This is a genomic window from Microseira sp. BLCC-F43 (assembly GCF_041929235.1).
Taxonomy (GTDB): domain Bacteria; phylum Cyanobacteriota; class Cyanobacteriia; order Cyanobacteriales; family Aerosakkonemataceae; genus Microseira.
On record NZ_JBHFNP010000234.1, the window covers coordinates 66,109 to 91,652 of the forward strand.

Below are 25,544 nucleotides of genomic sequence, written 5' to 3' on the forward strand. Positions count from 1 at the left end.
TCCGGCAGCAGTCAATGGCACTAACCACGCACTTTTTATATGGTAGTGGAACTACTCCTGCGAGAGTTAATCGCCCAGCCGCTAAAAGTAGATGCACCCGCTTCATCCTCTTCGATCGCCATGTTGACTGTGTGGAATTATACCTTTTGGCTGGGTGATTAAAGTTTTTTACAAAACGCAACAATTATCCCAATAATCATTAAAACACAAATTTATCCCAATCAGAATCAGACCTGTGGGAGAGATGCGATTGAGAAACAGAGGCGATTGCCGTGAAAGTGTGCCCCTATAGGGAATCAACGCAAAAAATTGGTATTAATTTTTACGGCATCCCTGAAAGATGGGGAAGAGGACGCGGGGAGGGGAGGACGCCCAGACGCGGGGAATGAAGATGGCGAAGAATTCTTCCTTATGTTCCTTATCAAAAGAATGGGTTTAAAACCTCCCCCTTTTAGGGGGACTTTACATTTAGCCCGATTTAGTCTACCATAGTGTTGGTGGTTTGGTAAGCGTTGTGTTAAAAGCCTATAAGTACAGAATCTATCCAACCGACGGGCAAGCGGTATTGCTGGCTAAGTCGTTTGGCTGTGCTAGGTGGTTTTACAATTTTGCGCTTAACAAAACTTGCGAAACCTACAAGGCAACTGGTAAAGGATTGAGTCGTAATGACATGATCAACCTCTTGCCATCCTTGAAAAAAGAGCGTGAATGGTTGACCGAACCGCCATCGCAATGCTTGCAGCAAGTAGCATTAGATCTGTCTAGTGCCTTCCTAAACTTCTTTGAAAAAAGAGCTAAATATCCTAATTTCAAGAAGAAAGGACAGAAGCAATCTATCAAATTTCCGCAAGGAATCAAACTAGAGGGTGATAACTTGACTTTGCCGAAACTGGGTAAAGTTTACTGCAAAGTGTCTCGAATGCCAGAAGGTAAGCTCAAGTCAGTAACCGTATCGTTAACAGCATCTGGACAGTACTACGCTGCTTGTCTGTATGATGACGGGAAATCTCAGCCATCCCCCCAACCCTACCTATTAAGGGGGGAGAAGGGAGGAGGTAAAGCAATAGGCATAGATATGGGATTGACCCACTATGCAATTACTTCCGATGGAACTAAGCACGGCAACCCGAAATATTACCGTAGATATGAGGAGAGATTAGCTAGACAACAAAAACAACTCAGTCGCAAACAAAAAGGTTCTGTCAACAGACATAAAGCCCGAATCAGAGTGGCTAGAGTTCATAGTAAAATTACGAGATGTCGCGAAGATTTTTTACACAAACTAAGTCGTAAATTAGTTGACGAAAACCAAGTCATCGCTGTAGAGAATCTTGCTGTCAAGAACATGGTTAAAAACCACAGCCTAGCTAAAAGTATTAGCGATGCTGGATGGGGACAGTTCTGCACCATGCTAAAGTATAAGGCTGAATGGTCAGGGAAAATTTACATCGAAGTAGAGCGATTTTTCCCGAGTTCTAAAACTTGTAATAACTGCTTGCATCAGCTCGATAGTCTGAGTTTAGATATCCGTAGTTGGGAGTGTCCGAGTTGCAAAACAACCCACGACAGGGATATCAACGCGGCGCAAAATATTAGAGATGAAGCTTTACGAATTTTGGCGGGAGGGCATCTCGCTACTGCTTCTGGACAACGTGTAAGACCTTCTATTGGCACTGCTTTTAGAGGCCATGTTGAGTGAAGGAAGAATCTCCGTCGTTCTACGGCGGAGAGTTGTCAAGTTCCTCATCTTTATCCCTTAGTTACGGAAAAAGAACGGATAGCAGTGAGCAATTGCTCGATATTTAAGGGTTTGCTGACGTAGGCGTCGGCACCGGCGGCGAGAGTGCGATCGCGATCGCCTGCCATTGCCATGGCGGTGACGGCGATGGCGGGGATCTTCTGCCACAAAGGGTGAGCCTTGATCTGACGGATCAGTTCAAAACCATCTACCCCTGGGAGTTGGATATCGATCAAAATCAAGTTTGGCAGGGATTGCGGCGATACCAGCGGCGAGCCAATGCGCTCCAGCATGGCGCGCCCGTCGCAGACCAGCTCAACTCCGTAACCTTCTAACTGTAATACCTCAGTCAGGAGTTGTTGGTTATAGGGCTGATCTTCTACCACCAAAACCCGTTTATGAGCGGTCAGTCTGTTGTCTTGGGTCAATAGTGGTTTACCCGCATCCCCTGACCACTGAGTGCCGATAACGGGCGGCTTTTGCATCTCGGTCATCGGTAACCAAATGCGGAAACTACTGCCTTGGTTTTCTTCAGATTCCAGGGAGACATTACCGCCGTGGAGTTCTGCCAATCGCTTGGTTAACGCCAATCCTAACCCAGTGCCTTCGTGACTTCTGGTTAACGAGGCATCGATCTGCTGGAACGACCTAAACAGCAAGTGCCACTTATTTTGAGGAATGCCGATACCAGAGTCTTTGACTTCTAGACACAGGTAAGGAGTTTTAGGATTGATCAAAGAGCGGTCGGGGCGATATTGTTTTAGCAACTGGGCGCCATCAGCCATGCGACCGCTGAGCTTGATAGACCCACCCTCGGGGGTAAACTTGACCGCATTGGAGAGTAAATTAATCAACATCTGGCAAACTCGACGAAAGTCCAAAACGACCTGCTGTAGGCGGTAATCGATTTCAAACGAAAGTGCCAGTTGCTTTTTATCAGCACGGGGCTGAATCATTTTCAAGCATTCGGTACACAGATGTTGAATCGAGACGGGGGCGAGTTCGAGTTCTACCTTACCCGCTTCGATTTTCGACAAATCCAGAATGTCGTTAATCAACTGCAACAAGTGGTGACCGCTTTTTTCGATAATCTGGACATAGCCGAGTTGGCGATCGCTCAAACTCCCCCCAATTTGCCTGCTCAACAAATCGGAAAATCCCAGAATGCTGTGAAGCGGCGTGCGGAGTTCGTGGGACATCGAGGCGAGAAACTCGGATTTTAGCTGGGAAGCTCGCTCTAAATCCTCGTTAATCTGGCGCAAACGCTCTTCTGCTTGGGCGCGTTCGATCGCCACCCCCAACATGCGGCAAGCCGCCATCAGCATATCTTGCTGGGGTGCTTCTTGCAGTTTCATGTGGGTGCGGCATTCCAGGGTCAACACGCCAATAATCCTACCGTCAGCGCTGGGGATGGGAAAGATACCCAATTGACCAATCCCAGGATGGCGAAATCCCCCCAGTGCTTTGGGATGGTTATAATAATCTTCCACAAACAGCGGTTTTCCCGTTTCCACCACTTCCCAGAGCAACCCTTGACCGTAGGGGATACCCTGTTTCAGCACCGCCTGCATTTCCCCTACCGCAATTTCGCCGTGGGTGGCTATAAATTGACCAGAGATGTGGTTAATTAACATCCCAGCAGTGCGATCCGATCCAGTCCCGCCGATCACCTTGACATCGCCAAACGCTGCACCCATTGCCTCTACCAGGTACGAGAGCGCAAACTGCCCGATTTCTCGCAAATCAGAAGCAGGTTGTAGCCGTTCCATCAGTCCCAACAAAAAGGTGAGGCGGCGAACCTCTGGGTTACTATTTACTTGCGGGCGCAGATAGCCGCTGATATCCCAAAAATCAAACTGGCGTCCTCCTAAGGCGGTAACCCCGACGTAAACTTCATAGCAGGAGCCGTTGTTTTGCTGGATGCAGAACGAAACGGTTTCTATTTCCGTCAAGTCTAGTGCTGTGACGATTTGTGTCAATAGCTCCTCATGCCAATAGCCCTGCCTTACCAAATGGGAAAATACCTCTTGCCAATGGGGCGCCAACAGCAGCCAATCGGGGGAAAGTCCCCAAAGCTGAGAAAATCTGGCGTTGCACGTGGAAAGTCTCCCGGACGGGTCGAAGCTAGCTCGCGCCCACTGCGGCTGGTTGAGAATTATATCTGGCTCTTGCCTGGGTCTTGGCAGGTGCGTCTTGATTGGCTGTGGAGGCATAATTTCACAAGAGGCAAGGTGATAACTATTTTGGGAACACTAGCTTCAAATTAACAAAATGTCACATAGAAGGCGCGTGAGTTGACTCGTGAATTTATTGTGATCTCAAACACCTAATTTGGGGCATGGGAGATGGGATATGAAGTAGATGATTTATTTAACAGCGCCTATTGCTCCATGCTGCATAAGTGCAATCGGGTCAGACGTATATTCAATTAGCAGGGGTTTGCACAAAGGATGAGGGAGATCGGGGGCAAAAGGTGCAAAAGGGGCAAAAGGGGCTCTTGTGCAGAGGGGCAAAAGGTGCAAAAGGGGAATTTGAATATACATTCTCACCTGCTCACCTGCTACCTATCTTGCCCTCGTCCCTCCATAAATTCCTGGTGCTAACCCTGATGGGTGAGTGATTTGATATACGTTCTGGGGCACACTCTTTTAGTAGGGGGTTCAGGAGGACAAATTGATGACACTAGCTGAAGAAATAGCACAAAAATGGCGCGATCGCCTTGTGGCAGACTGTCCAAATGAAAGCCCAGCAACACGCGAGAGTATTATTCGCTGGCTGTTGGGAAAAGATTTAGCGCGGTATGACTCATTGACTAAGAGCGAGTTAGAAATTGCTTGGCAAGCGATGGACTATCGTTACCGCATTTTACGGCAGAGATACTTGGGAGTGAATCCAGACAGAGCTTATCGCAATCTGATGACTCGCCTGGGCAGTTTGGTGATGTTGCGGAATAAAATTAGGACTTGGGTTGCCCTCAGTCGCGATCGCCAGCGTGCCGTAGTCGATGTTTTGCAAGAAGTAATCCAAGAATTGCTCAATAGCGATCGCTACCTCCAGGAGCAAGTCGCCTGGATCGCCCAATGTACCAAAAACTCCAGCCTCTGGAACGCGCTGCTGCTGGCGGCGACTGAAGAATATTGTCTCCGACCAATTCGCAACCAACCTTTAATCCTTTATCGTTTTGTTAACTACCTGCGTCGTTCTGGGCGCGGCGGCATTACCCAAGTACCGGGGGGCGACCTGGTGCGGTTGGTTTCGGAAGAGGTTGTGCCGGATGATACAGATAACCCGGTGAGCTTGCTCGATACCCAAGCGATCGCCCAGTATCTTGAAGCCCAAGCCCAAGAAGAACAACAGGCGGCGCGCAATCAAGTCAAAGAGAAATTTGAAACCTATTTGGAGGAACAACTCGGACCAGATGCAGTTAGATGGCTGCACCTTTACCTGCAAGGCAAATCCCAAGAAGCGATCGCCCGCGCTTTAAACAAGCCGGTTAAGGAAGTTTACCGACTGCGCGAGAAAATTAGCTACCACGCCATCCGCGTGTTTGCGCTCAAAATCCAGCCCGAATTAGTCGCTACTTGGCTAGAAACTTCGCTGAGGGAACATGACCTGGGGTTAACGCCACACCAGTGGCAGGATTACTGGGAAAAGCTCACCCCAGTGCAGCAGCAAATACTGGAACTGGGAAAAGCTGGGAACAGCTTCGATGCGATCGCACAAGCCTTGAAGATGAAAAGCAATCAAGTTATGGGCGAATGGAGTAAGCTTTACCTAGCAGCTCTTGACCTGCGGAATGCCTCTTAGGGCTAGCGCAGACAAATACCGCTATTTCTTCGCCCATCGGGGCAAACTCCTCAGTAATTTAGCGCCAAACTTGTGGAAGTAAAAAGCTCTCACAGGGAAATATACTGATAAAAAAAGATTGGTTTAGACTCTTGAATGTATCATAGACAAACCAATCAAAAATAGATATTATTTTGAGCGTTAAGGGTGCAAATACCTGAGTACTTTCTGGCTGAAACTGTTAAAATTTTCTAAAAACCACGAGTGACCATCGCTATTTAAGGGAGGGGTGAGAGCGCTCGGGCACGGAAAAGGGAAAAGAGTAGAGGCGCGACACTGTACAAAGTTACCAAAAGTTAGCCAAAATAGAATTGGTAGATACTCGGCCAAACAGGGGTACTTAAGTCAGTACGAAGTTGGCGACGGATAACCAAGTCACAAGTAATTCTCCTCTGCAATGGCAGAGGCATCAGGCTGGATACGTAAAAACCTCTCAACTGCCCCAAAGAAAGCCTTGGGATCGGTGGCTGGACTAAACGATTAATTCTTAAGCTTTCTTTGTACGGGTGATTACCAAAAACTTAAAGTTGGCTAAAAACCTGCGAGGTACAAAGGTAAAACGGACGCATAATACAAGTGGGATCAAAAACAGGATAATGTAGCGCTAGCGTCCTTAGGCGTGCATTGCTACTGCCAATTGGGCTGGTAAAACCATCGAACCTAGATGCAGGAGCGATAAACGACCGCAATCGGGTTTGATGAACGCTCTGCTGATTGACCCAACCCCCTCACTACAGAACTTTGGTAGGCGAGGGGATGCTAGATGGTGAAAAATTTTATCATGGCGCTCTCACCCACTAACCCAGTTAAGCCCGAACGCGCTAACGAGCGGCACGCATCTTCTTTTCCTCAAGGCAAATCTATGGTTCAGGCAGATTCGGAACAAATGTTTCAATTAATTGACAGTATCCTGCCATTTGAAGCCTGCCTGTATCATCAAGTCTTGCCTTTGTCCCTCAAGGGCACCCAACTAAACCTGGGCATGGTTAATCAAGAAGATAGCGCTGCCTTGGATTACGTTCGGCGCATTTTGGCATACATGAATTGCTCTCTCATGCCGCAGCCAATTACAGCGGAAAAACATCAAGCCGCGTTAACGGCTTACTTAAACCATACCGGGCAACACAAGCAATTCAACCATCAAACACCAGCACGTGGAACGGTGGAGAGTTCCCAAAAGCAAGAGCAACAAAGTGGCAGGCACGATCGCACGACGCTGATCGTCTACAGTCCAGATGAGTTAGAAGAATCAGAACTGCCCCCAGAACACCTACCACCAAAAATGACGACCCCTCCTGCAATCGAATCTTTGCCTGTGGCGCCGCCTCCTCAAGTAAAAGAAAAGCCTTTTTTGGCAACCCCGCCACACCCCGTCCCAGTCCCATCGGGCGCCTCGAACCCGCCCGTTTTAGAAATTCAGCCACAGCACCTATCCAGTCCAGTGGAAGTTTTGGCAACCCTACCGCCGCAACAATTGCTCCACGAACTGCTGGGACGAATCCTCATGGGAGGAATTGGGCGACTTTATTTTGAGCGACATCCAGACCGAGGTAGCATTCTCTGGAGTCAGAACGGCGTTTTACAGTCGGTACTCCAAGGACTCGACCCCGGTGTTTTCCAAGGGGTAATCAATGAGTTGAAGCGCTTAACCCACATGTCCCTGATTACGGTAGACAAACCGAAACAGATGGAGATCGAAAGACTCTATCAAAAAAACCGTTTGTTGCTGCGATTGCGCGTCATGCCTGCAACTCACGGAGAAGAAGCAACGCTGCAAGTTTTGCGAGGCGCTGCGTTAAAGTTCTACCAACAGCAACAGATCGAACATATCAGTCGCGACGCCCTCAACATCGCTCAGCAACTCCAGCGTAAGGTGTATGAAATTCGCGATCGCACTTCTAGAAATCCCAGCTTCACAGGCGGACAACTAGAAGCGCTACCAGCGCTCAGTCAGCTAGTTAAAAACATCGAACAACAATTAGAAGCAATGAAGCAGATTACTACCAGCGGACCCCTCGACGATTCCACCACAAGTTGAGCACCCCAAACAGGCGCTACCGATGTCGCCTAATGGTGATATGATGTCGGGTTGTATGCTTCCACTTGAAGCCTTTGGGCAAAGGCAACGATCCCAAACCTATGCTAAAGGAATGGATATAACTTACCGCTATATTTTGTCATGGCAGGAATACAAGCTGGACTAGGATGGTAGAAGCTAATCTTTGCTCCAACAATGGAGAAGATGCCACCGCTGCCCATTTTGGTTGATTCTTCTATAGATCTTTCATGCAGACTGAAGATTTTAGCGAACTTTTCCCCCTCTTCAATGCTGCTAATCCAGAGACCGTGGAATGGCTGCTGTCTGTTGCCGTCGAACACGAATATCCAGCAGGCAGAGCGGTTTTAATGGAAGACTCTTGGGGTAACGCAGTTTACTTCGTAGTATCTGGCTGGGTCAAAGTCCGACGCACCGCCGGTGAGGAGGCGGCGACGCTGGCAATTTTGGGACGGGGTGATTTTTTTGGAGAAATGGCAGTTCTAGATGAATCTCCACGTTCTACCGATGTGGTGGCTTTATCAGAGGTGAATTTGCTCAGCATTTCCGCTCAGCGATTTATTCAAACGTTGTTTAAAGACCCCCAGCTACACCACCGCATGTTGCAATTGATGGTACGGCGACTGCGCCAAACTAACATCCGCATTCAACTGCGCCAGCAGCCTCCGGCGGTTAAGTTAGCCAATACCCTGGTTTCCTTGGGAGAAAACTATGGTCAGGTGAATGGAAACAGTACTGAAATTTATAACATTCCTTTTAAGGATTTAGCACAAGTTACGGGAATCGGTGTAGAGGAAACAATCAAAATTATGGAAAAATTACACAGCAAAGGTTGGCTCAGAATTGACCCGCCACGTCAAATTATTCATCTGGTAAATATGAAACAGCTCAACCATCTTGCTGGAAAAGTATAACAATTTTAGATTAGAGATTTGAGATTTTAGATTAAAATTAAATCTGGGAGCTAAAATGGGCAATTGCATCAGTCCAATGACTAAGGAAAAATGACACAAGCAACAACGCTTCATCCCGGCACTTGGCAAAACACTGCACCCACTATTCAATACCAAGTCGCGATGCCAGAGCCAGAGTCCCATTTGTTTGAGGTGACTTTGCAAGTAACGGATTGGCAGGGGTCTGTTCTCGATTTAAAACTGCCGGTTTGGACTCCCGGCTCTTATCTGGTGCGAGAATATGCCAAGCATTTACAGGATTTTTCTGCTGCCGATGGGGAAGGGCGTTCGTTAAATTGGCGCAAGCAAGGCAAAAATCATTGGCAAGTTGAAACGGCAAATGTTGCTGATATTGTGGTAAAATACCGCATTTTCGCAAATGAATTGTCGGTGCGAACCAATCACTTGGATGGCACTCACGGCTATTTTAACGGTGCGGCTTTATTCTTTTATCTGCCAGGGTTCGAGCAACAACCGATGCAAGTCGCGATCGCACCACCAAAACCAGATTGGCGAGTGACGACGGCTTTACCTGCGGTACAGGGTCAGGTTAATACGTTCTTTGCTAAAGATTTTGACACTTTAGTCGATAGTCCGTTTGAAATTGGTTGCCATAAGTTATGTGAGTTTGAAGTATTAGGAAAATCCCACGAAATGGCTATTTGGGGTGAAGGAAATTATCAAGTAGACAGGATGATTCAGGATGCCAAAAAAATTATTCAGGTAGAGGCGGATTTGTTTGGCGGTTTGCCTTACAATCGCTATGTATTTTTGCTGCATCTATCTGGGTCTAGTTATGGGGGTTTGGAACACAAGGAATGTTGTTCGTTAATTTACTCGCGCTTCAGTTTTCGCTCTAAGGATAAGTACAAAGGCTTTGTGCAATTGCTGGCGCACGAATTTTTCCATTTGTGGAATATCAAGCGCATTCGTCCTAAAGCATTGGAGAGTTTTGATTACGATAGGGAAAATTATACGCGTTCTTTATGGTTTGGTGAAGGGACGACAAGTTACTACGATTTGTTGCTTCCTTATCGATCTGGAATTTACGATGTGAAGGCGTATTTGAAGGATTTAAGCAAGGAAATTACGCTATTGCAAACGAAGCCAGGACGCAAAGTTCAGCCGGTAAGCGAGTCGAGTTTTGATGCGTGGATTAAGTTTTATCGCCAGGATGCTAATAGCGATAATAACCAGATTTCCTATTATTTGAAAGGGGAATTGGTTTCGTTTTTGCTAGATTTGTCGATTCGAGAAAGGTGGGGAAATAAGCGATCGCTTGACGATGTGATGCGCCAAATGTGGCAGCAGTTTGGGCAAGAGGAAATCGGTTATACTCCAGAACAGCTAAAGCAAGTCATCGAGTCTGTAGCTGGGATAAATTTAGATGACTTTTTTGCGCGGTATATTGATGGAACGGATGAGCTTCCGTTTGATGAGTACCTGGAACCCTTTGGTTTGCAGCTAAAAGCAGAATTTGAAGAGGATAACCCGCCTCACCTCGGTTTGACGGCGAAGGCAGAAAACGGACGCGAGTTTATTAAGTTTGTGGAAGCAGGTTCCCCGGCGCAGCTAGCGGGTGTAGATGCGGGAGATGAGTTGCTGGCGATAGATGGAATTCGGGTGACGGCGGAGGGGTTGAGCGATCGCTTAAAAGATTACCAACCTGGTAATATAATCGAGCTGACCCTTTTTCATCAAGATGAGTTGCGGACTCTATCAGTTACCCTTGCACCTCCCCATCCTAATAGTTATAAACTGGTAGCCGTAGAAAAGCCTTCCCAAGTTCAGGAACAAAACTTTAGCGGGTGGTTGGGAGTACCGCTGTCACAGATTTAACATCTGGGCGACAGAAACCCGGTTTCTTGCTGCGTTCGCGCAAGCGTTGGGAGGCATATCTCTGATTCCAAAGCGACGATTTTTCCTAGAAACCGGGTTTTTTGCGTAAGTCCCCGCGACAGAAACCCGGTTTCTTTGAGCAACCGGGTTTCTTAATCCCACCAGGCGCGCAGATAGTGCGACTGAACGTCAATTTCATCTGGTTCTCCGACAAACTCATAAAATTCCACAAGCATCTGATAGGGGTAATTTCCCCGATAGATAATACCTTCAACGCTGACGCGATAATCGTCGCGAAAAGGACTAATAGCGTAGCCTTCAAATGCGAATTGAAATCCTTTGCTAGCTTGTGCTTGAGCAAATTCTAAGAATGCTTGAATCGTTGGTGAATTATTTTGTTGTGCTGCTGGATCGGCAAATCCTTGCTCTATTATTTGTTGCAATTGAGCGAGACTCAATTGATAGAAAGGTTTGATATCGTTTAGATCCTCGTCCCATTCCACCGGATTACCGAAAATAATCATATCTCTGCTTTGATAATCGGTGTTGCAAGCAAAGCGTCTGTGAAAATATGGACGCATCGGTGAAGATTGCCCATTTATTTTGATATCTTCAGGAGGAATCCCTTGATTGAGAAAATAAAGCCGCATTGCTTCCAGTCTGTCTAGGGTGGAATTCTGCAAGCATTCAGACAAGTTGGGGCAATTATAAATCACCCCAGTCATTGTTTTACAATCCAGTTGCATTGGGCAAAACATTGTTTTTTACCCTCCAATAATGTCGTCAGATGGGAGGTCTAATCCAAGTTCAGCTATAAGTTGCTTATGGGAAATATTGTTATTTTGCTTTTGAGAGCGATTTGGTTTCATCTGGTTGGCGGGAATATCAGCTAGGGTTAAAGTGGGGAGCATCAATGCTTGCTTAAATGATTCAATATCTCTGGCTAATTCTTCAAGCGTTCGCGTAGCGTCTCCGAAGGAGAATCGCCCTTTTGGTTCGACGGCGTTTTCTGTGCAGGCAACAATAGATCCTGCTTCTGCATAAAAGACTTCGCGAATGATGCGATCGCCGTTTGCTTCCTGAAAGACACGGTAGTTCCAAGTTATCATAAATAAATTGCCTGTGAATAACACAGGACTTACGCACGACAAACCTATCACCTTTGTTTCTGGGTATATCTTTAGTTCCAAAGCGAAGATTTTTCATAGAAACCCGGATGGGTGTGCCTAAGTCCTCTAACAGAGTGGAAGCAGTTTAAACGCTATCGCTGACGCTGCTAAAATTAAACGCTTTTACTCTTGCTCCCGGTACGACGCTACTACTATATCTCTCTACAGTAGTCAGCAGGTCAATATCTCGCATCATTTCGGGTAGTTTTTGGTTAAAGCGCAAGTTTTTAATCGGGTAAGCAATCTTCCCATCTTCAATCCAAAATGTGCCGTCCCGCGTCATACCTGTAATTTCCAATGTTTTGGGATTGACGTAATTTGTGTACCAAACTCGATTGACTAAAATTGCTCGTTCGGTTTGAGCAATTAAATCGGTTAAACTTTGGTCTGAACCGTTCATGACAATCGGGGAGAAATATCCCGTCGGCGATTTCCCTTGTTTTTGCGCCCAGTAGCGACTGTATGATAAAATATTAGGATTGCCATCTTTAATTATTTCCAAATAGTTATTGCTTAATCCGTCGCTAAAGCAAGGACTTGTTTGCAGTAAAGGATGCGCCGGAGCGCGATAAACTTGCACGAGGGGACTAAACATTGCTTCGCCTAAACGATTTCCCCCGCCGTCGGTACGAGACATGAAGGAACGACCTTCATCGGCGGCGCGTGCATCTAAATTCCCAATTACCCAAGCGAGTAATTCGGCAAAGGCGGCGCTATTAAAAATGACTGGATAAATCCCTGGTTTGATGTCGCGGGGATGGCGCGCGGCGAAGGCGCGGTCTATTAGTTCTTCTGCGATCGATTCTACTGGTAATTGGTCGATTCCCCAAGCGGTTCGTTCGCTCCAACTGGAACCGTTTTCTACGCGGATGGTTAAACCGAAATTCGCTTCTGTTGTTCGATTATAAGCTCTCAATCCTTGGGAATTACCCAAGACAAATAATCCTGCTTCTGTGCTGAGAGTACCGGAAGCTTCGACGCCTGATTTGGCGCTGGAATCACAGACGCGCTGAATTATTTCTCCTCGTTTTAAGGGGGAACAGGTGGCGGTGGGAAGATCGAAGGCGGGGGTACGTTGGTCGTAGGTTTGAGGGTCGAGTAACGGTACCCATTCGGGATCTTCTGGGGCAATTTTAGCTAAGTCTTGGGAGCGTTGGATTGTTTGCGCGATCGCATCGGTATCCAACTCTGTTGTAGATGCGGATGCACTGCGCCTACCAAAGTAACTGGTGACGGTGAGGTTAAATTTGGTGCGAGTAATGTTTTGAGTAATCTGGTTTTCTGAATAGCGACTGAGGGATTCTTCGCTGCTACTTAAGCTAACAAATACGCCTTCGGCAGAAGATTTTTTGATTGTTTCTTCTACTAAGGCGATTGCTCGATCTTCTTGCAGTATGGTTGGTTCTTTGGCTAAAGTCATTTTCAGGTGGTAGTTGTTGCGACGAGTCTGTAATTTGGCAGGATTTACGATTTTAGAGTTGGGGATTTTTCTCCATATTGAATAAATTTTACTCCCTTACCGCTAGAAGATTATCTATTTTTTCCTTCTTTCTTCTTCCTTCTTCCTTCGTGGACTTCGCGTCTTCGTGGTTAATTCAATAGAAATTCTTCCGGCAAGAAGGGAGTAGAACGAACCACAGAGGACGCAGAGAACCCAGAGGAAAGAGAAGATGAGAGGATGGTAAGTTACTCTGGGTTATTCAATCTAAAATCGCTTATGATGCGTTTCCTATTTGAATGTTGCGGATGCGCGCGGGTACGCAGGCGTGGGTCATTTGTGCGACTTGCATTGGTTCTCCTTTTCCGCACATATTGGTTCCGTATTTTTGCAGTTCGCTGGCGGGTCCAATTGCATCGACGCTATTCCAAAAATCGGTGGTCATTGAGTGATAGGTGACATCTTTTAGCATTCCGACTATTTTGCCTTTTTCTACTTTCCAAAAGGCATCGCCGCCGAATTGGAAATTGCGCCGCTGCTGATCGATGGAAAAACTGCCTGTACCGTCGATTAAAATGCCTTCTTCGGTGTCGGCGATCATTTCTTCTAATGTGGCGGTGTGGGAATCGCCTTCTTTTCCTGGTTCTAATCCTAAGTTGGGAATGCGTACCATTGGTGTGCTTGACCAACTATCGGCGTAGGCGCATCCGTTGCTGCTGGGTCTTCCGAGGCGGTAAGCTGTTTCGCGGTCGGTGAGATAATCGACTAAGATGCCGTCTTTGACAATGTACCAAGTTTGTGCGGGGACGCCTTCGTCGTCGTAGGCGACGGTACTGCGGTAGCCTGGTTGGGTGCGATCGCATTTAAAATTGATCCAAGCTGCGCCATATTGCAGTTTGTTCAATTTGTCTGTTGTGGCAAAACTTGTCCCGGCAAAGTTAGCTTCATAACCGTATACTCGGTCTAATTCTGTTGGATGTCCTACGGATTCGTGGATAGTTAGCCATAGGTTTGTTGGTTTTAAAATTAACGTTGTTTTGATTCCGGATGCTCCTTCTGGTGCGTTTACTTTTTCGATTGCTTCTTCTGCAACTCGGTCTATTTGAGCCAATAAGTCGGCGGGATTAATATGTTCGTAGCCTAGATTTAAGGGTGGACGTTCGTAGTTGCGACTTTGGGCGTCTCCGTTGGCGATCGCCGTACAACCAAATCCGGGCAAGCTGCGATATATTGTTTGGTGAATCACCGACCCTACTGTGGAGGCAAATAGTTTATCTTCGCGGGTAAATTGCAGGTAGGAATAAGCTTTTTTGATGCCTTTATCGCCATAACTGAGCAGTTTTTCGTTGATATTTAAGAGTAATTCTGCTTTTTCGGTAATTGGGACTGTAAAGGGGTCAATTTCGATGGGGGTGATGTAGGTATCTTGATAAGCGTCTACTGGTACTAACTGTACTTTTTTTTGCTGGGTGAGGCGACTTGCTTTGGCGATTTCTACTGCTAAATCAACGATGCGTTCAACTTCGGCGGGGGTTTTATGGGGACTGGCGGCGAATCCCCACGCGCCGTCTAGCAATACTCGGATGGCAAACCCGGAACTGACTTGATCTGATAAGTTGGATAGGGAGCGATCTCGCGCTGTTAAATTTTGTGTATGATACGTGCAAATTCTCACATCTCCGTATTCGCATCCAGCTTTCTCAATTATAGCTATCGCTAGAGCGGCTAAGTCTGTTGCGGTTCTTGCAGGAGCTTGTACCATAATCAATTTTACGCCACTAATTGCATGTATTATAGCAGTTTATTGAACCGCCATAGACGCGCAGCGACTTCCCGTAGGGTAGACGCACTGGACGCCAAGGAAGAAGAAAGGAAAGGGATTAAAGTCTTTACTAATAACTTTTGTGTTTGATTCTATACCAACGATCCAGTTGATCTGGAGGAATTCCTAGAAAATAGCCAATGATAATTAATTGGTTAATTAGAGTTGTTTTTAAGATGCCCAGTTTCTGCCATCGTCGTCCTGATGTTAGCACGGGAGCGGGTACAATCTGTATTTTTCCTAAAGGTTGGAGGCGGCGGACGAATTCAAAATCTTCCATAATTGGCAGGTCGGGAAAACCTCCGATTTCGTGAAATACTGAGGCTTTTAAAAAGATAGCTTGGTCGCCATAAGGCATTTGTAAATAGCGCGAGCGCAAGTTTACCATTTTTTCTATTAGGCGCAGCGAAGGCATGTCGCTATCAATGTTTAATTCAAACGCACCGGCGATGGTATTTTGACTCGTTCCCAGGTGCGTACCTGGAAATCCAGATAAGGCTTGACGAACCATTGTATCGAAATTATTTGGTAACCGGGTATCTCCGTGCAGAAATAGCAAAATATCCCCCGTTGCAGCAGCAGCACCCCGGTTCATTTGCGTTGCACGTCCTGGGGGTGAAGATAATACTTTTATGCCGCAGGATTGAGCAATCGCAACGGTTTCGTCCTCACTTCCCCCATCTACGACAATAATTTCTATATTTGAGGCTTTTTTAAGACTAGCTAAGGTTTTGTTAATTGTGCTGGCTTCATTTAAAACAGGAATAATTATAGAAATTGTTTCTCCGTTCATCTTATATCATTATTATTGGTTTAATTGTTGGCTCGCCCTTCTTTCCCACTCCCAAATCTTAAATCTAAAATCTAAAATCTAAAATTTCCAAATCTTCCGGACGGTCAATATCGGAAAGGAAAGTTAGGTAAGCGACAGCTAATTTTAAATTATTGGCAATTTGTACTGTTTTTTGAAATACCTCAGAGTTCCCCCAATTAATTCCTACAAACAGTTCGGGAATTAACCGACGCAAGCCAATTAGATAATAACCCCCATCGGTTGCTGGACCAAGTACTAAATCGTTTTGGTCAAGCTTTTGAAACGCTTCTGCGATTAACTCTGCCTTCAGGCTGGGGCAATCCGTACCGATAATAATAGCAGAATCGATACCGCTGCTGAAAGCGGCTTCAAATGCTTTTGCCATCCTCAAACCTAGATCGCCTTCCCCTTGGGGGTGATAAATTAGATCCGAGCCTAGCCAGTTTTGGCAAGCGGCTGCTTCGCTCCCTGTAAAATACACTTCTATTGAGACAACACGGTCAGTTTGCAGTTGTCTTACCTGGCTAATTGTATATTCAGTCATCTGGCGATGTAAGTTGGCAGCACCTTCAGCACCCAAAACTGGAATTAGTCGCGTTTTGGCTTTTCCTGGTTCTGGATAGCGGGTAAAAACAATCAGGCGTTCTCTACTCATATTGTTGATTTTAGATTTTAGATGGGTGTTTTTATCCCAATCTAAAATCTAAAATCTAAAATCTCAAATTCTTCAGGCGCTCATTTCCAACATCCGTTGAATCGGTCGCAGTGCCGCTTCCTGGATATCTTCTGGTAAAGTAATCTCTGGTGCGCGATTTTTCATGGCAAAATAAAGCTTTTCCAAGGTATTTAACCGCATGTAAGGACACTCGTTACAAGCACAGCTATTCGTCGGAGGCGCCGGAATGAAGCGTTTGTGGGGTTCCCGTTTTTCCATTTGGTGAATAATACCAGGTTCGGTCGCCACAATAAAAGCTTGACTAGCACTCGCTTGAATGTACTTTAGCAAAGCAGCTGTGGAACCGATGTAGTCAGCGTGACGCAATACAGGGGGTTCGCATTCTGGGTGTGCAATTATTTCCGCTTCCGGGTGTGCGATTTTTAACTGGACAATCTTCTTTTCGGAGAAGTTTTCATGTACAATACAAGCTCCCTGCCACAGTACCATGTCTCGTCCTGTTTGTTCGATTACATACCGACCCAAATTTCGATCTGGACCAAAAATAATCGGTTGATTTTCTGGTATCTGGCGGACAATTTTCACCGCGTTGGAACTGGTGCAGATAATATCGCTCATGGCTTTAACCGCAGCCGAGCAGTTGATATATGAGATTACCAGATGATTGGGATGCGCGGCTTTAAATGCAGCAAATTCGTCGGCGGGACAAGTATCTGCTAGGGAACAACCCGCGTTTAAATCTGGTAAAAGTACCAGTTTATCCGGGTTGAGTATTTTGGCGGTTTCCGCCATAAAGTGAACCCCTGCAAAGACGATGACATCGGCATCTGTGTTGGCAGCTTTGCGCGAAAGCTCTAGAGAATCGCCGATAAAGTCTGCAATATCTTGAATATCTGGGTTTTGGTAATAGTGAGCCAAGATTACGGCGTTTAGCTTTTTTTTAAGCTCTTGGATCGCCTCAAATAGGTCGTAGGGTAGGTCGGGGGTGTGGGTGAGGTGTGGCGCTTGAACTGCGGTCGTAAACACAAGCTTTGAGTTGTTGGATTTCAGAAGGTGTTAAGGTAATTATAGTATTTTATACCAAAAGTGGGGTGACAAGGGGGAGGACAAGGGAGAAAGTCAGCGCGTGGGTGTGGCGGACTCCAGCAGTAGCGTTGGCGATGGCGCGCGTATCGCCTGATGGGAATATGCGAAAGGTTTTTGATTTCTAGCTAAAGATTGATTTAATTGGGGCTGTAACTCGTTAGCTTGATAAAAAAGGCTAAGAACTAAAACTATGGACGCCCAATCGCAATACTCCGAAGTCGATACCAAGTCAGAAGAAAGGTTGTTAGAGTCATCCGAAGCAAACGCCGTCGCTCTTCTACCTCCTGCAACTCAATCGCCAGCTGGCTATCAATGGCAGCGTATAAGTCAGCAAATCAAAGATTTCTTAGGGCAACTACCCGATTATTTGGGTAGGTTCTTTCAGCAAAACCAAGGCTCTATTACCAATATTGGTCTAATTTTGGCAGCGCTCGTCGCCCTGCGGCTAATTATCGGCATCCTGGACGCGCTCAACGATATACCGCTATTAGGTTCTACCTTTGAACTCATCGGTATTTGCTACTCGGTGTGGTTTGTTTACCGCTATTTACTCACAGCGGATAGTCGGCGAGAGATCGGGAGACAGTTTGAATACTTGAAGCAACAAGTAGTTGGATAAGCAACTCATTCCCTCGGTTGATATCATGTCCGTTGAATCACCCGTAATAAAATCTCACCAGGTTGCCGCACAGATACCCCCCATGTAGGGGCACGGCATCTTTAAGTTATTTGTATCTGCCAAAATATCTCGGATGTTCCCTACAACCCATTAAGGGTAATCGACCGGACATGATATGATTCTTGAAGCAAGGACTTTTGTACCAAAAGTATTAACTCAAGTTGCTAGTTACATCCCTGGCAAAGAAAGCCGGTTTCTCTGAAAAATCGTGGGTTTGACGCTAAAGAAAGCCGGTTTCTCTGAAAAATCGTGCGTTTGACAGCGAGAAATCGACGCATCACCTTTGTTTCTGACGCCGAAGAAACAAAGGTGATGACTTCAAGAGTAGACTGAGCCATCAATCCAATTACCAATTACCAATTAGCAATTACCATCATCGGGTTGTTGGCAGCCCACACTGTACCTGAAAACAGTGTGGGCGTATGTCACAGAACTTGCGCGCGCATAGCGGCAATGGGTAAACTTAGCAGCTTGCGCGGGGTAGAAACGTAGGCTCTATTTCGGAACACATCATACCCGTTGCGCTCAATGGCATCCAATATTTTCTGGTATTGCATCAAAGCTGCCCAGACGGGTAAACGGGCATCGGGAATCAGGGCGCTGATGCCTTTTTCTGCCTTAGTAAAGTATTTACGCGCTCGTTGAATTTGGAACCGCATTAACTCGCGCCATCGTTCATCAACTACCCCCTTAAATAGATCTTGCTCGGTATAGTTAAATAGCGCTAATTCTTCTAAGGGCAGGTAAATGCGACCCCTACGGGCATCTTCGCCCACATCGCGCAGGATATTGGTTAACTGCTTGGCGATGCCTAATACGACCGCTTCCTCAGTGGGAATATAAATATCCCGCCAGCAATTCCAGGGTGCGGTGTAATTCGATTTATCCACACCCAGCACGGCGGTGGACATCAAACCCACAGTACCAGCTACCCGATAACAGTAAAGATTGAGTTCCTCAAACGTTTCGTATCGACTGCGGTACAAATCCATCCGCTGTCCCGCGATCATATCCCGAAACGGTTGAATCTCCATCGGGAAGCGTTCCAGGGTATTTACCAAAGCAACATCCTGGTCATCTACTGGATGACCTGAAAACACCGATTCTAGCTGTTTTTCCCAGCGGTCCAGGGTTTCGGGAGTCGTGGCACCGGACTGGGGGCCATCTACCAGTTCATCTGTCGAACGACACCAAGCATAAATTGCCCAAATAGCCCGACGCTTAGGGGCTGGTAGTAGCCAAGTGGCTAAATAAAACGTCTTGGCGTAGTAGGCGGTAATCTGACGGCACAGTTCGTAAGATTGCTCCAGAGAGGCCAGCGTTCTCATGCGGGGGGGGGAGTTAGACAGTTGCAGCATTGGTCGCAGGCTGGGAGGTTGTCGGGATTTTTGGTTCCTTTTGGGCTGTTTTGGCAACAGCTTCAGCGATCGCCTGCGCTGTCAGCTTACCAGAAAGTACGGCCCCTTCCATACTCCCCAAGTAACGTTGCATGGTGTAACTACCCGCAAGATAGAAATTCCCGATGGGAGTTGTTTGGGAAGGACGGTACTGCTGGCGTCCTGGCGTCGCCGTATAAACCGAGCGCGGCGTTTTCACCACGCGGGATTTTAGTAATTTACCAGGATTTTCGCCACAAAAATGGTTGGGGAAGAGTTTTTTCAACTCTGCCATCGTGGCATCGACGATTTCTGCCTCGGATTTGTTAATCCAATCTTTAGCCGGTGCCAGCACCAGTTCCAGCATCGAACGGTCGGGGTGGGAATATTCTTTGCAGGTGTTGCTCATGTCGGCGTAGACGCTGAGCAAGGGAGAGCGGGAAAATAGCAGATGGTCTATATCCGTCAGCTTGCGGTCAAACCACAGGTGCAGGTTGATTACGGGGACGCCTTCCAAACCATCCAACTTTTGGAAATATTCCATTTGTTTCCAAGGTTTGGGCAGCATCACTTTAACCACATCCACCGACATGGCGGAAACGTAAGCATCGGCGGTTAAAATTTCATCCGCTGCGCCGTTGAGTCCTCGAATCAGAAAATGCTTTACGGTGCCGTCTTCGTTTAGCACAATTTCTTTGAGGGTAGAATTCATGCGGACTTCCCCGCCACGCTTGGTGATGTAATCTACCAATGGTTGGCAAAGTCTTTCGGTGGGAGAACCATCCAGGAAGGCCATTTTCGAGCCGTTTTTTTCCTGGAGGAAGCGGTTGAGGGCAGTGAGGATAATTGTGGCAGAAATTTCTTGGGGGCCGATAAAGTTGAGCGCCTTGGACATGGCGATAAAGACTTCTTTTTCTACCCTTGGGGGGATGTTTTGTTTTTGCATCCACTCCGAAAAGGAGTATTTGTCCATTTCCTCAACGTATTTCTGACCTTTAATCATCGCCGGAATCAAACCGAGTCCGAAGCGAATTTTTTCCTGCCAGGTCAGCATATCGTTGTTACCCAGAATCGCGGTGACGCCGTTAAACGGTGCTGGGATGTCGGGGAAGTCGAACCGGGAGTAAGTACCGGGGTTGTCGGGTTGGTTGAAGATCATGGTATGCTCTTTCCACTGCAACCGATCTTCGATGCCGAGTTCGCAGAACAGCTGCAACATGTTGGGGTACGCCCCGAAAAATATGTGCAGTCCAGTTTCGTACCAGTCGCCGTCTTCGTCTTTCCATGCTGCTACTAAACCGCCCAATACGTCCCGGCTTTCTAGGACGATGGGAGTATGGCCCGCATCGGTGAGATATTTTGCACAGGAGAGTCCTGCTAGACCCCCGCCAGCGATCGCAACTCGCATTCGATTGCTCTTCCCCTACTCGTGACAAGCGTTTTCCGATTTCTGATTATACTTTACATGTTGTTACATTTTTTGGCAGGGAGCGAGGGATCTGGAAGAATTTGAACCGCAGAGGACGCAGAGGACGCAGAGGAAGAGGGGAGAGGGGGGAGGGCGAGTTTGCCGTTTATATCTGGGGACGGTTGACTCGAATAAGATTGCCGCTCAAAGTTTCAAGAGTAGAAATAGCTTGATTGATTCTTGTTGCTAGTCTTTCCCAGTTGCGATCGTTTGAACAGACAATTATGCCAGCGTGGTCGGGTTGTAATCGATGCAACCGGATGTAATCTTGCCGATTAAGTGTTAAGACTGCTCGCTCATTTCTCACGGCAAAAGCTAGCACTTCTTCATCGGGAATTCTTAGTCCTGCATTTCCTGCCTCCTGCACTGTTAGGACATCGTGACCTAAAGGGCGTAGTAATTGCACGACTGGTAGTGGAAATTGTTCATCTGCATATAGACGTGCCACTGTTTAAGCTTCCTCATTTTCTCGTATTGCTATTTCAATCTCATCAGTATATGCTTCAGCATAAGCCCAGGCATTCCCTAAGTCAGCAGCAGATAGAGTCGGATAACTTTCCAAGAGATCGGCTTCGCTATAACCGATACGACGAGCGTTCACCAGTACCCAAACAGGGATGCGAGTTCCGGCAATCCGGGCATCACCACCGCACACGCCGGGAGTTTTTTCGATTCCTTGCCAAGTGTTACTTAAACTTTGGACTAATAGTTGAACTGCCTGTGCTTTTTCGGCTGGCGTTAAAGCGAGGAGTTGTTTTTCTAATTCTTTGAGTGTCATAGTTAATCGCTTTTTGTATCCCGTACACATCTAATGTAAATTTTAGCAATTACGGGACTTACGCACGACGATCCTATCACCTTTGTTTCTGCCGTGTATCTCTAGTTCCTTGCGCGACGATTTTGCGTATAAACTGTGGTGTTTGCGTAAGTCCTAAAGTAAATATGATGACAGATATAACAGAGGGTCATTCTGATTTCGCAGCTTGCCTATCCGTCACACCTAATACAAAATTTCCTGCTGACGTTTTTCGATTTCAGCTATCGCCAATAACAAGCTAACTCCCGATCCCCCCCAGCCCCCCAAGGCATTGGGGGTTGGGGGGGATCGATGCGTAACTTCTGAGCGTGAGCAATTAAACCCACATGATATTAGACCAAACAACCGGGTTTTTATGAAAAATTTTATAGCTTCGTTGCGATGATTATCGCCACTCACCCTGAACCACAAAAGATGCCCAATAATAAGGCGATTTCCATTGTTCATATTTGAGCATTTCTAACTGTGCTGCTCGCATCGCTGCCACGGTATTTAAACCAGATTGTAGCATTTTTTTGGAAAAAAATTTGCATCAATTCTGAGGTTTATACCGTGCTGACGCTCCACAAAGAAACTACGACTCGCTTTGCTCCTGCATACATAAAGCCTCTGGTTAAACCACCGATACCAACTCCTGGTTTAGCTTCTTTCAATGTTTTCTTTGTTTCATCTGTTGTCACTCCTGCTAATCGGGTATCGCCAGCAATTAAAACTACCAATTCCACAGGTAAATCGTTGAAAATATTCCTCATCATCAGGAAGCATTCTTGTTGTTTGCCTTGTGGATAGAACAATGAAAATACCAATCCTGATAATTCGGGGCGAGTTTCATTTAACAGTCGATGAGTGGCGATATGAATAATGCGATATTGGGCGAGATCGGGGCTGTTTGCAGTGGCGAGATTAGCTGGGAAATCGAATGCAGACTTTTGTTCGTTTTTGGGAAATAAAGCGAGAATTGCATCGGCGTCTTGGCGAGTTTGGGGTAAGCGACCAAAAGAACGACCAAAACCAAAATCTAAGAGCGATCGCGTCAGTGCCATACTATTGAGATTATTGGTTTCTGCCTGTGTTTGTGCGATGTTCTGAAGGCGGGGGTCGTCTTTTTCAAAGACTGGCGCGGCGATCGCTGCGATCGCTTTCGGGGCGAGGGTGCGTCCTTGCACTTGCTGGCGCAGTATGGCGATGCTGGATGCTGAAGGCAGGGTGACAATTTCGTTTTGAGCGATTAAAGGATTTTGGCCTAAAGGTAAGGCAGCAAAGGGGATTAATTGCAATACTCCGTCACCGACAATTAACAAGCGTTTATTGCCCAGTTGATTGGCTACGGGTGCGAGTAACATTTGGCTTAATTGAGTTCCGGTTTCAGGAACGGGGGATTTTGATTTAATTTGCTTTAAATAGGTTTGGACTGCGGCTTCAATCTCTGCCCGTTTGGGCAATTCATAACTGGCAATGCCGGTTTTTGTTACTGCCCATAAATAGCTGCGGTCCCGAGAGAATATTGTAATAAGATGGTGTCGTTATCGAGTACCTGTTGTTGAATTTGTGGCAAAGTGAGGGGTGAGGGGTATTTTAGGGCAGCATAGCGGGGACTTTTCTGTTTAATTTGCGCTGCTAATTCTTGCAGTTGGTTGCTGAGGGTTTCAATTTTTTGTTCGAGTGCTTTTAAGTCGGCTTCGGTGCCTTGACGGGGTTGTAGGCGGGTGGATTCGGCGGCGTTGAGTTGTTGGAGTAGACTGCGTTCTTGGGCGAGTAATTGGGGATCTACTCCTTGACGAATGTTGGCGCCTGATTCGGCTAGCAGTTCTAAAAAACTTCTGGCTCTGGCGCGTTCTGATATGTGCAATGCTAGTGCGTCGTAACCTTTGGTGGGGTTGGTTTTGTGCAATTGCATTAGCAGGTCGATGTAAAATTTGTAATAGTTTTGGACTGTGGCAAAGTAGGAGGCGCGGAGGTCTTGGCTGATAATTTTGGTGCGGAGTTGTTCGATTATTTTGATGGCTGCTTCGATATTTGTTAGGGCAGCGTTGAAATTGCCTCTGTCGCGTTCAACGTAGGCGATGTTATTGAGGGTAGCTGCTTCCCCAGCTTTGTTGCCCACGACACGAACAAGAAGCAGGGATTGGTTGTAGTTGTCGATTGCTCTCTGTTTCTCTCCTAAATTGTCGTAGACTAGACCGATGTTATTGAGAGTAAAGACTTCCCCTACCTGGTTGCCTGTGGCACGAGAAAGGGGCAGGGATTGATTGAAGTAGTCGAGCGCTTTCTGTTTCTCTCCCAAATCTGAGTAGATTGCACCGATGTTATTGAGGACAAGAGCTTCTCCTACCTTGTTGCCGATGGCACGAAAAAGGGGCAGGGATTGGTTGTAGTAGTCGATTGCTCTCTGTTTCTCTCCTAAATTGTCGTAGACTAGACCGATGTTATTGAGAGTAAAGACTTCCCCTACCTGGTTGCCTGTGTCACGAGAAAGGGGCAGGGATTGGTTGTAGTAGTCGAGCGCTTTCTGTTTCTCTCCCAAATCTGAGTAGATTGCACCGATGTTATTCAGGGTAGTTGCTTCCCATTGCTTGTCGCCCACCGTCTGATAAAGCCGCAGTGCCTCTTCCAATTTTGCAATTGCCTGTCGCAGAGATTCTGCTGTTCCTTGCTGGAATAGTTGCAATCCCTCCTGAAAAGCTCGTCTTGCAGCAGCGCGAGTTGCTTCTTGCCCGGTAGTACCTGGTTGTTGGGCAATGCTTGCACCCATGCGCCTCGGCGTAGCAGGGACAGACTCTGATACCAAGAGAAAACCGAGCAATAGAGCGATTGAAGAAGGCAGGAGGCAGGAGGTGAATGGTCTTGCAGAAGCTTTAACTTTGCTTTACTCAACCAACTTCTTTCCTCTTGCCTTCTGCCTCCGAGATGATAAAACGGGCAACTTCTGCTCAATCGCATCTCTTTTCGGTTGTTGAGTCATCGCTGCACCTGCGCTCTCTTGCCTCTGATGGAATTACTAATGCAAGATATATGCCCAGAGGTGGAAATTATGCAGTTCGACAAAAAAACTTAAGGAGGCAGGAGGTGAATAGTCGTGCAGAAGCTTTAACTTTGCTCCACTCAACCAACTTCTTCCCTTCTTCCTCCTGCCTCCTGCCCTCTGCCTTTCTTTTTGGGCCATAAACATCTGCTCTGCTGTCAGCGCTAGTTCTGGAAACCTGCGCGAGATAATTCGGTCAGCCCCTCTAAATTGATGCCGTTGATACTGACCATTTTCATCAAGCAGAAAAACAAAGACAGTAGGAACTTTAGGATTTCCCAGATATTCTCTTGAAGCAATAGCTAAATAATCTACAATCCAGTATTCAGGAATTCCTAAACGCTGATACTCATCCAACTTATCCACATAATCATCATCCCAATTAGTTGAAGTCACCTCTACAGCTAACTGAATCGGGACTTCTAGAGCATTGTAATCCGAGCGATTTGAACGCCAGACCCTGCGATCGATCGCGCTGACATCCGGATTTCTACCTTGTTCTTCACCCGCACTTGTCAGAGTTTTAATAACGGCAGTACGCTTGACAACGTAATTGAGTTCCAAGCGGTCAATCTCTCGAGCAAAATTTTTGTAGATTAAATCAGCTACATCTTCATGGTTTCTGGTTGCTCTCACTTCTACAATTTCTCCATTAATCAGTTCGTAGATACCGCTCTCTGGACAAGCTTCCATAAATTGGTCAAAAGTTAATTTTTCCTGAGTCGTTGCGCTCATAGTGCTGACA

Annotated in this window: 23 protein-coding genes; 7 read left to right on the top strand and 16 right to left on the bottom strand. The window is 46.6% G+C overall.

Annotated features, from left to right (window positions below; translation table 11 throughout):
* Nucleotides 1-39 precede the first annotated feature (39 nt).
* Nucleotides 40-162: a hypothetical protein gene (locus ACE1CM_RS31475; protein WP_374882808.1), complete on the top strand. Its 123-nt coding sequence runs from the start codon at nucleotides 40-42 to the stop codon at nucleotides 160-162.
* A gap of 352 nt (nucleotides 163-514) precedes the next feature.
* Nucleotides 515-1,699, top strand: a complete 1,185-nt coding sequence (locus tag ACE1CM_RS31480; protein ID WP_374882809.1) for an RNA-guided endonuclease TnpB family protein — start codon at nucleotides 515-517, stop codon at nucleotides 1,697-1,699.
* A 50-nt stretch (nucleotides 1,700-1,749) separates the two neighbouring features.
* Here the strand turns inward: ACE1CM_RS31480 and ACE1CM_RS31485 are convergent, their stop codons facing one another.
* Nucleotides 1,750-3,951, bottom strand: coding sequence for an ATP-binding protein (locus ACE1CM_RS31485; protein ID WP_374882810.1), 2,202 nt, complete (start codon nucleotides 3,949-3,951; stop codon nucleotides 1,750-1,752).
* Between the two features lie 463 nt (nucleotides 3,952-4,414).
* On the opposite strand from ACE1CM_RS31485, the gene ACE1CM_RS31490 reads away from it, so the two are divergent.
* The 4 genes from ACE1CM_RS31490 to ACE1CM_RS31505 all read left to right on the top strand — a co-directional run bounded on the left by ACE1CM_RS31490 (nucleotide 4,415) and on the right by ACE1CM_RS31505 (nucleotide 10,432).
* Nucleotides 4,415-5,545, top strand: coding sequence for a HetZ-related protein 2 (locus ACE1CM_RS31490; protein WP_374882811.1), 1,131 nt, complete (start codon nucleotides 4,415-4,417; stop codon nucleotides 5,543-5,545).
* Nucleotides 5,546-6,347: 802 nt separating this feature from the next.
* Nucleotides 6,348-7,622 carry a hypothetical protein gene (locus ACE1CM_RS31495; RefSeq protein ID WP_374882812.1) on the top strand — a complete coding sequence of 425 codons (1,275 nt, stop codon included), beginning with the start codon at nucleotides 6,348-6,350 and terminating at the stop codon, nucleotides 7,620-7,622.
* A gap of 248 nt (nucleotides 7,623-7,870) precedes the next feature.
* The gene (locus tag ACE1CM_RS31500; RefSeq protein WP_374882813.1) at nucleotides 7,871-8,554 is read left to right on the top strand and encodes a Crp/Fnr family transcriptional regulator; all 684 of its coding nucleotides are present in this window, start codon (nucleotides 7,871-7,873) and stop codon (nucleotides 8,552-8,554) included.
* 90 nt (nucleotides 8,555-8,644) lie between these two features.
* Nucleotides 8,645-10,432, top strand: a complete 1,788-nt coding sequence (locus ACE1CM_RS31505; protein WP_374882814.1) for a M61 family metallopeptidase — start codon at nucleotides 8,645-8,647, stop codon at nucleotides 10,430-10,432.
* Nucleotides 10,433-10,584: 152 nt separating this feature from the next.
* Here the strand turns inward: ACE1CM_RS31505 and ACE1CM_RS31510 are convergent, their stop codons facing one another.
* The 7 genes from ACE1CM_RS31510 to nadA all read right to left on the bottom strand — a co-directional run bounded on the left by ACE1CM_RS31510 (nucleotide 10,585) and on the right by nadA (nucleotide 17,377).
* Nucleotides 10,585-11,157 (bottom strand): hypothetical protein, encoded by a 573-nt coding sequence (locus ACE1CM_RS31510; protein ID WP_374882815.1) that lies wholly within the window; start codon nucleotides 11,155-11,157, stop codon nucleotides 10,585-10,587.
* Between the two features lie 39 nt (nucleotides 11,158-11,196).
* Nucleotides 11,197-11,541 (bottom strand): hypothetical protein, encoded by a 345-nt coding sequence (locus tag ACE1CM_RS31515; protein ID WP_374882816.1) that lies wholly within the window; start codon nucleotides 11,539-11,541, stop codon nucleotides 11,197-11,199.
* A gap of 145 nt (nucleotides 11,542-11,686) precedes the next feature.
* A complete protein-coding gene (locus ACE1CM_RS31520; RefSeq protein ID WP_374882817.1) occupies nucleotides 11,687-13,021 on the bottom strand; it encodes a TldD/PmbA family protein in 1,335 nt (444 codons plus the stop codon).
* Nucleotides 13,022-13,316: 295 nt separating this feature from the next.
* Nucleotides 13,317-14,801: a TldD/PmbA family protein gene (locus ACE1CM_RS31525; RefSeq protein WP_374882818.1), complete on the bottom strand. Its 1,485-nt coding sequence runs from the start codon at nucleotides 14,799-14,801 to the stop codon at nucleotides 13,317-13,319.
* A 130-nt stretch (nucleotides 14,802-14,931) separates the two neighbouring features.
* The gene (locus ACE1CM_RS31530; protein ID WP_374882819.1) at nucleotides 14,932-15,654 is read right to left on the bottom strand and encodes a TIGR04283 family arsenosugar biosynthesis glycosyltransferase; all 723 of its coding nucleotides are present in this window, start codon (nucleotides 15,652-15,654) and stop codon (nucleotides 14,932-14,934) included.
* A 64-nt stretch (nucleotides 15,655-15,718) separates the two neighbouring features.
* Nucleotides 15,719-16,330, bottom strand: a complete 612-nt coding sequence (locus ACE1CM_RS31535; RefSeq protein WP_374882820.1) for a TIGR04282 family arsenosugar biosynthesis glycosyltransferase — start codon at nucleotides 16,328-16,330, stop codon at nucleotides 15,719-15,721.
* Nucleotides 16,331-16,402: 72 nt separating this feature from the next.
* Nucleotides 16,403-17,377, bottom strand: a complete 975-nt coding sequence (gene nadA, locus ACE1CM_RS31540; RefSeq protein ID WP_374882821.1) for a quinolinate synthase NadA — start codon at nucleotides 17,375-17,377, stop codon at nucleotides 16,403-16,405.
* A 250-nt stretch (nucleotides 17,378-17,627) separates the two neighbouring features.
* Between nadA and ACE1CM_RS31545 the strand changes: the two genes are divergently transcribed.
* On the top strand, nucleotides 17,628-18,056 hold the full coding sequence (locus ACE1CM_RS31545) for a CAAD domain-containing protein (RefSeq protein WP_374882822.1): 429 nt from the start codon (nucleotides 17,628-17,630) through the stop codon (nucleotides 18,054-18,056).
* A gap of 485 nt (nucleotides 18,057-18,541) precedes the next feature.
* Here the strand turns inward: ACE1CM_RS31545 and crtB are convergent, their stop codons facing one another.
* The 8 genes from crtB to ACE1CM_RS31585 all read right to left on the bottom strand — a co-directional run bounded on the left by crtB (nucleotide 18,542) and on the right by ACE1CM_RS31585 (nucleotide 25,534).
* Nucleotides 18,542-19,474: a 15-cis-phytoene synthase CrtB gene (crtB, locus tag ACE1CM_RS31550; RefSeq protein ID WP_374882823.1), complete on the bottom strand. Its 933-nt coding sequence runs from the start codon at nucleotides 19,472-19,474 to the stop codon at nucleotides 18,542-18,544.
* Nucleotides 19,458-20,900 carry a 15-cis-phytoene desaturase gene (gene pds / locus ACE1CM_RS31555; RefSeq protein WP_374882824.1) on the bottom strand — a complete coding sequence of 481 codons (1,443 nt, stop codon included), beginning with the start codon at nucleotides 20,898-20,900 and terminating at the stop codon, nucleotides 19,458-19,460. Before pds ends, crtB begins: the two co-directional genes overlap by 17 nt.
* A gap of 166 nt (nucleotides 20,901-21,066) precedes the next feature.
* Nucleotides 21,067-21,408, bottom strand: a complete 342-nt coding sequence (locus ACE1CM_RS31560) for a DUF5615 family PIN-like protein (protein WP_374882825.1) — start codon at nucleotides 21,406-21,408, stop codon at nucleotides 21,067-21,069.
* Between the two features lie 3 nt (nucleotides 21,409-21,411).
* A complete protein-coding gene (locus tag ACE1CM_RS31565) occupies nucleotides 21,412-21,738 on the bottom strand; it encodes a DUF433 domain-containing protein (protein WP_374882826.1) in 327 nt (108 codons plus the stop codon).
* A 424-nt stretch (nucleotides 21,739-22,162) separates the two neighbouring features.
* Entirely contained in the window at nucleotides 22,163-22,288 is a 126-nt protein-coding gene (locus ACE1CM_RS31570; RefSeq protein ID WP_374882827.1) for a CHAT domain-containing protein, read from the bottom strand.
* A 34-nt stretch (nucleotides 22,289-22,322) separates the two neighbouring features.
* The gene (locus ACE1CM_RS31575; RefSeq protein ID WP_374882828.1) at nucleotides 22,323-23,219 is read right to left on the bottom strand and encodes a CHAT domain-containing protein; all 897 of its coding nucleotides are present in this window, start codon (nucleotides 23,217-23,219) and stop codon (nucleotides 22,323-22,325) included.
* 26 nt (nucleotides 23,220-23,245) lie between these two features.
* Nucleotides 23,246-24,529 (bottom strand): tetratricopeptide repeat protein, encoded by a 1,284-nt coding sequence (locus ACE1CM_RS31580; RefSeq protein WP_374882829.1) that lies wholly within the window; start codon nucleotides 24,527-24,529, stop codon nucleotides 23,246-23,248.
* 246 nt (nucleotides 24,530-24,775) lie between these two features.
* Nucleotides 24,776-25,534, bottom strand: a complete 759-nt coding sequence (locus ACE1CM_RS31585) for a Uma2 family endonuclease (RefSeq protein WP_374882830.1) — start codon at nucleotides 25,532-25,534, stop codon at nucleotides 24,776-24,778.
* Between the last annotated feature and the right edge of the window lie 10 nt (nucleotides 25,535-25,544).

Coding starts and splice junctions, on each gene's coding strand:
- ACE1CM_RS31580 (WP_374882829.1), bottom strand. CDS start 24,529: ATGGGTGCAAGCATTGCCCAACAACCAGGTACTACCGGGCAAGAAGCA.
- ACE1CM_RS31520 (WP_374882817.1), bottom strand. CDS start 13,021: ATGACTTTAGCCAAAGAACCAACCATACTGCAAGAAGATCGAGCAATC.
- ACE1CM_RS31545 (WP_374882822.1), top strand. CDS start 17,628: ATGGACGCCCAATCGCAATACTCCGAAGTCGATACCAAGTCAGAAGAA.
- ACE1CM_RS31510 (WP_374882815.1), bottom strand. CDS start 11,157: ATGACTGGGGTGATTTATAATTGCCCCAACTTGTCTGAATGCTTGCAG.
- crtB (WP_374882823.1), bottom strand. CDS start 19,474: ATGCTGCAACTGTCTAACTCCCCCCCCCGCATGAGAACGCTGGCCTCT.
- ACE1CM_RS31505 (WP_374882814.1), top strand. CDS start 8,645: ATGACACAAGCAACAACGCTTCATCCCGGCACTTGGCAAAACACTGCA.
- ACE1CM_RS31535 (WP_374882820.1), bottom strand. CDS start 16,330: ATGAGTAGAGAACGCCTGATTGTTTTTACCCGCTATCCAGAACCAGGA.
- ACE1CM_RS31490 (WP_374882811.1), top strand. CDS start 4,415: ATGACACTAGCTGAAGAAATAGCACAAAAATGGCGCGATCGCCTTGTG.
- ACE1CM_RS31485 (WP_374882810.1), bottom strand. CDS start 3,951: ATGCCTCCACAGCCAATCAAGACGCACCTGCCAAGACCCAGGCAAGAG.
- ACE1CM_RS31495 (WP_374882812.1), top strand. CDS start 6,348: ATGGTGAAAAATTTTATCATGGCGCTCTCACCCACTAACCCAGTTAAG.
- ACE1CM_RS31475 (WP_374882808.1), top strand. CDS start 40: ATGGTAGTGGAACTACTCCTGCGAGAGTTAATCGCCCAGCCGCTAAAA.
- ACE1CM_RS31500 (WP_374882813.1), top strand. CDS start 7,871: ATGCAGACTGAAGATTTTAGCGAACTTTTCCCCCTCTTCAATGCTGCT.
- ACE1CM_RS31525 (WP_374882818.1), bottom strand. CDS start 14,801: ATGGTACAAGCTCCTGCAAGAACCGCAACAGACTTAGCCGCTCTAGCG.
- ACE1CM_RS31565 (WP_374882826.1), bottom strand. CDS start 21,738: ATGACACTCAAAGAATTAGAAAAACAACTCCTCGCTTTAACGCCAGCC.
- ACE1CM_RS31515 (WP_374882816.1), bottom strand. CDS start 11,541: ATGATAACTTGGAACTACCGTGTCTTTCAGGAAGCAAACGGCGATCGC.
- ACE1CM_RS31585 (WP_374882830.1), bottom strand. CDS start 25,534: ATGAGCGCAACGACTCAGGAAAAATTAACTTTTGACCAATTTATGGAA.
- pds (WP_374882824.1), bottom strand. CDS start 20,900: ATGCGAGTTGCGATCGCTGGCGGGGGTCTAGCAGGACTCTCCTGTGCA.
- ACE1CM_RS31530 (WP_374882819.1), bottom strand. CDS start 15,654: ATGAACGGAGAAACAATTTCTATAATTATTCCTGTTTTAAATGAAGCC.
- ACE1CM_RS31570 (WP_374882827.1), bottom strand. CDS start 22,288: ATGCTACAATCTGGTTTAAATACCGTGGCAGCGATGCGAGCAGCACAG.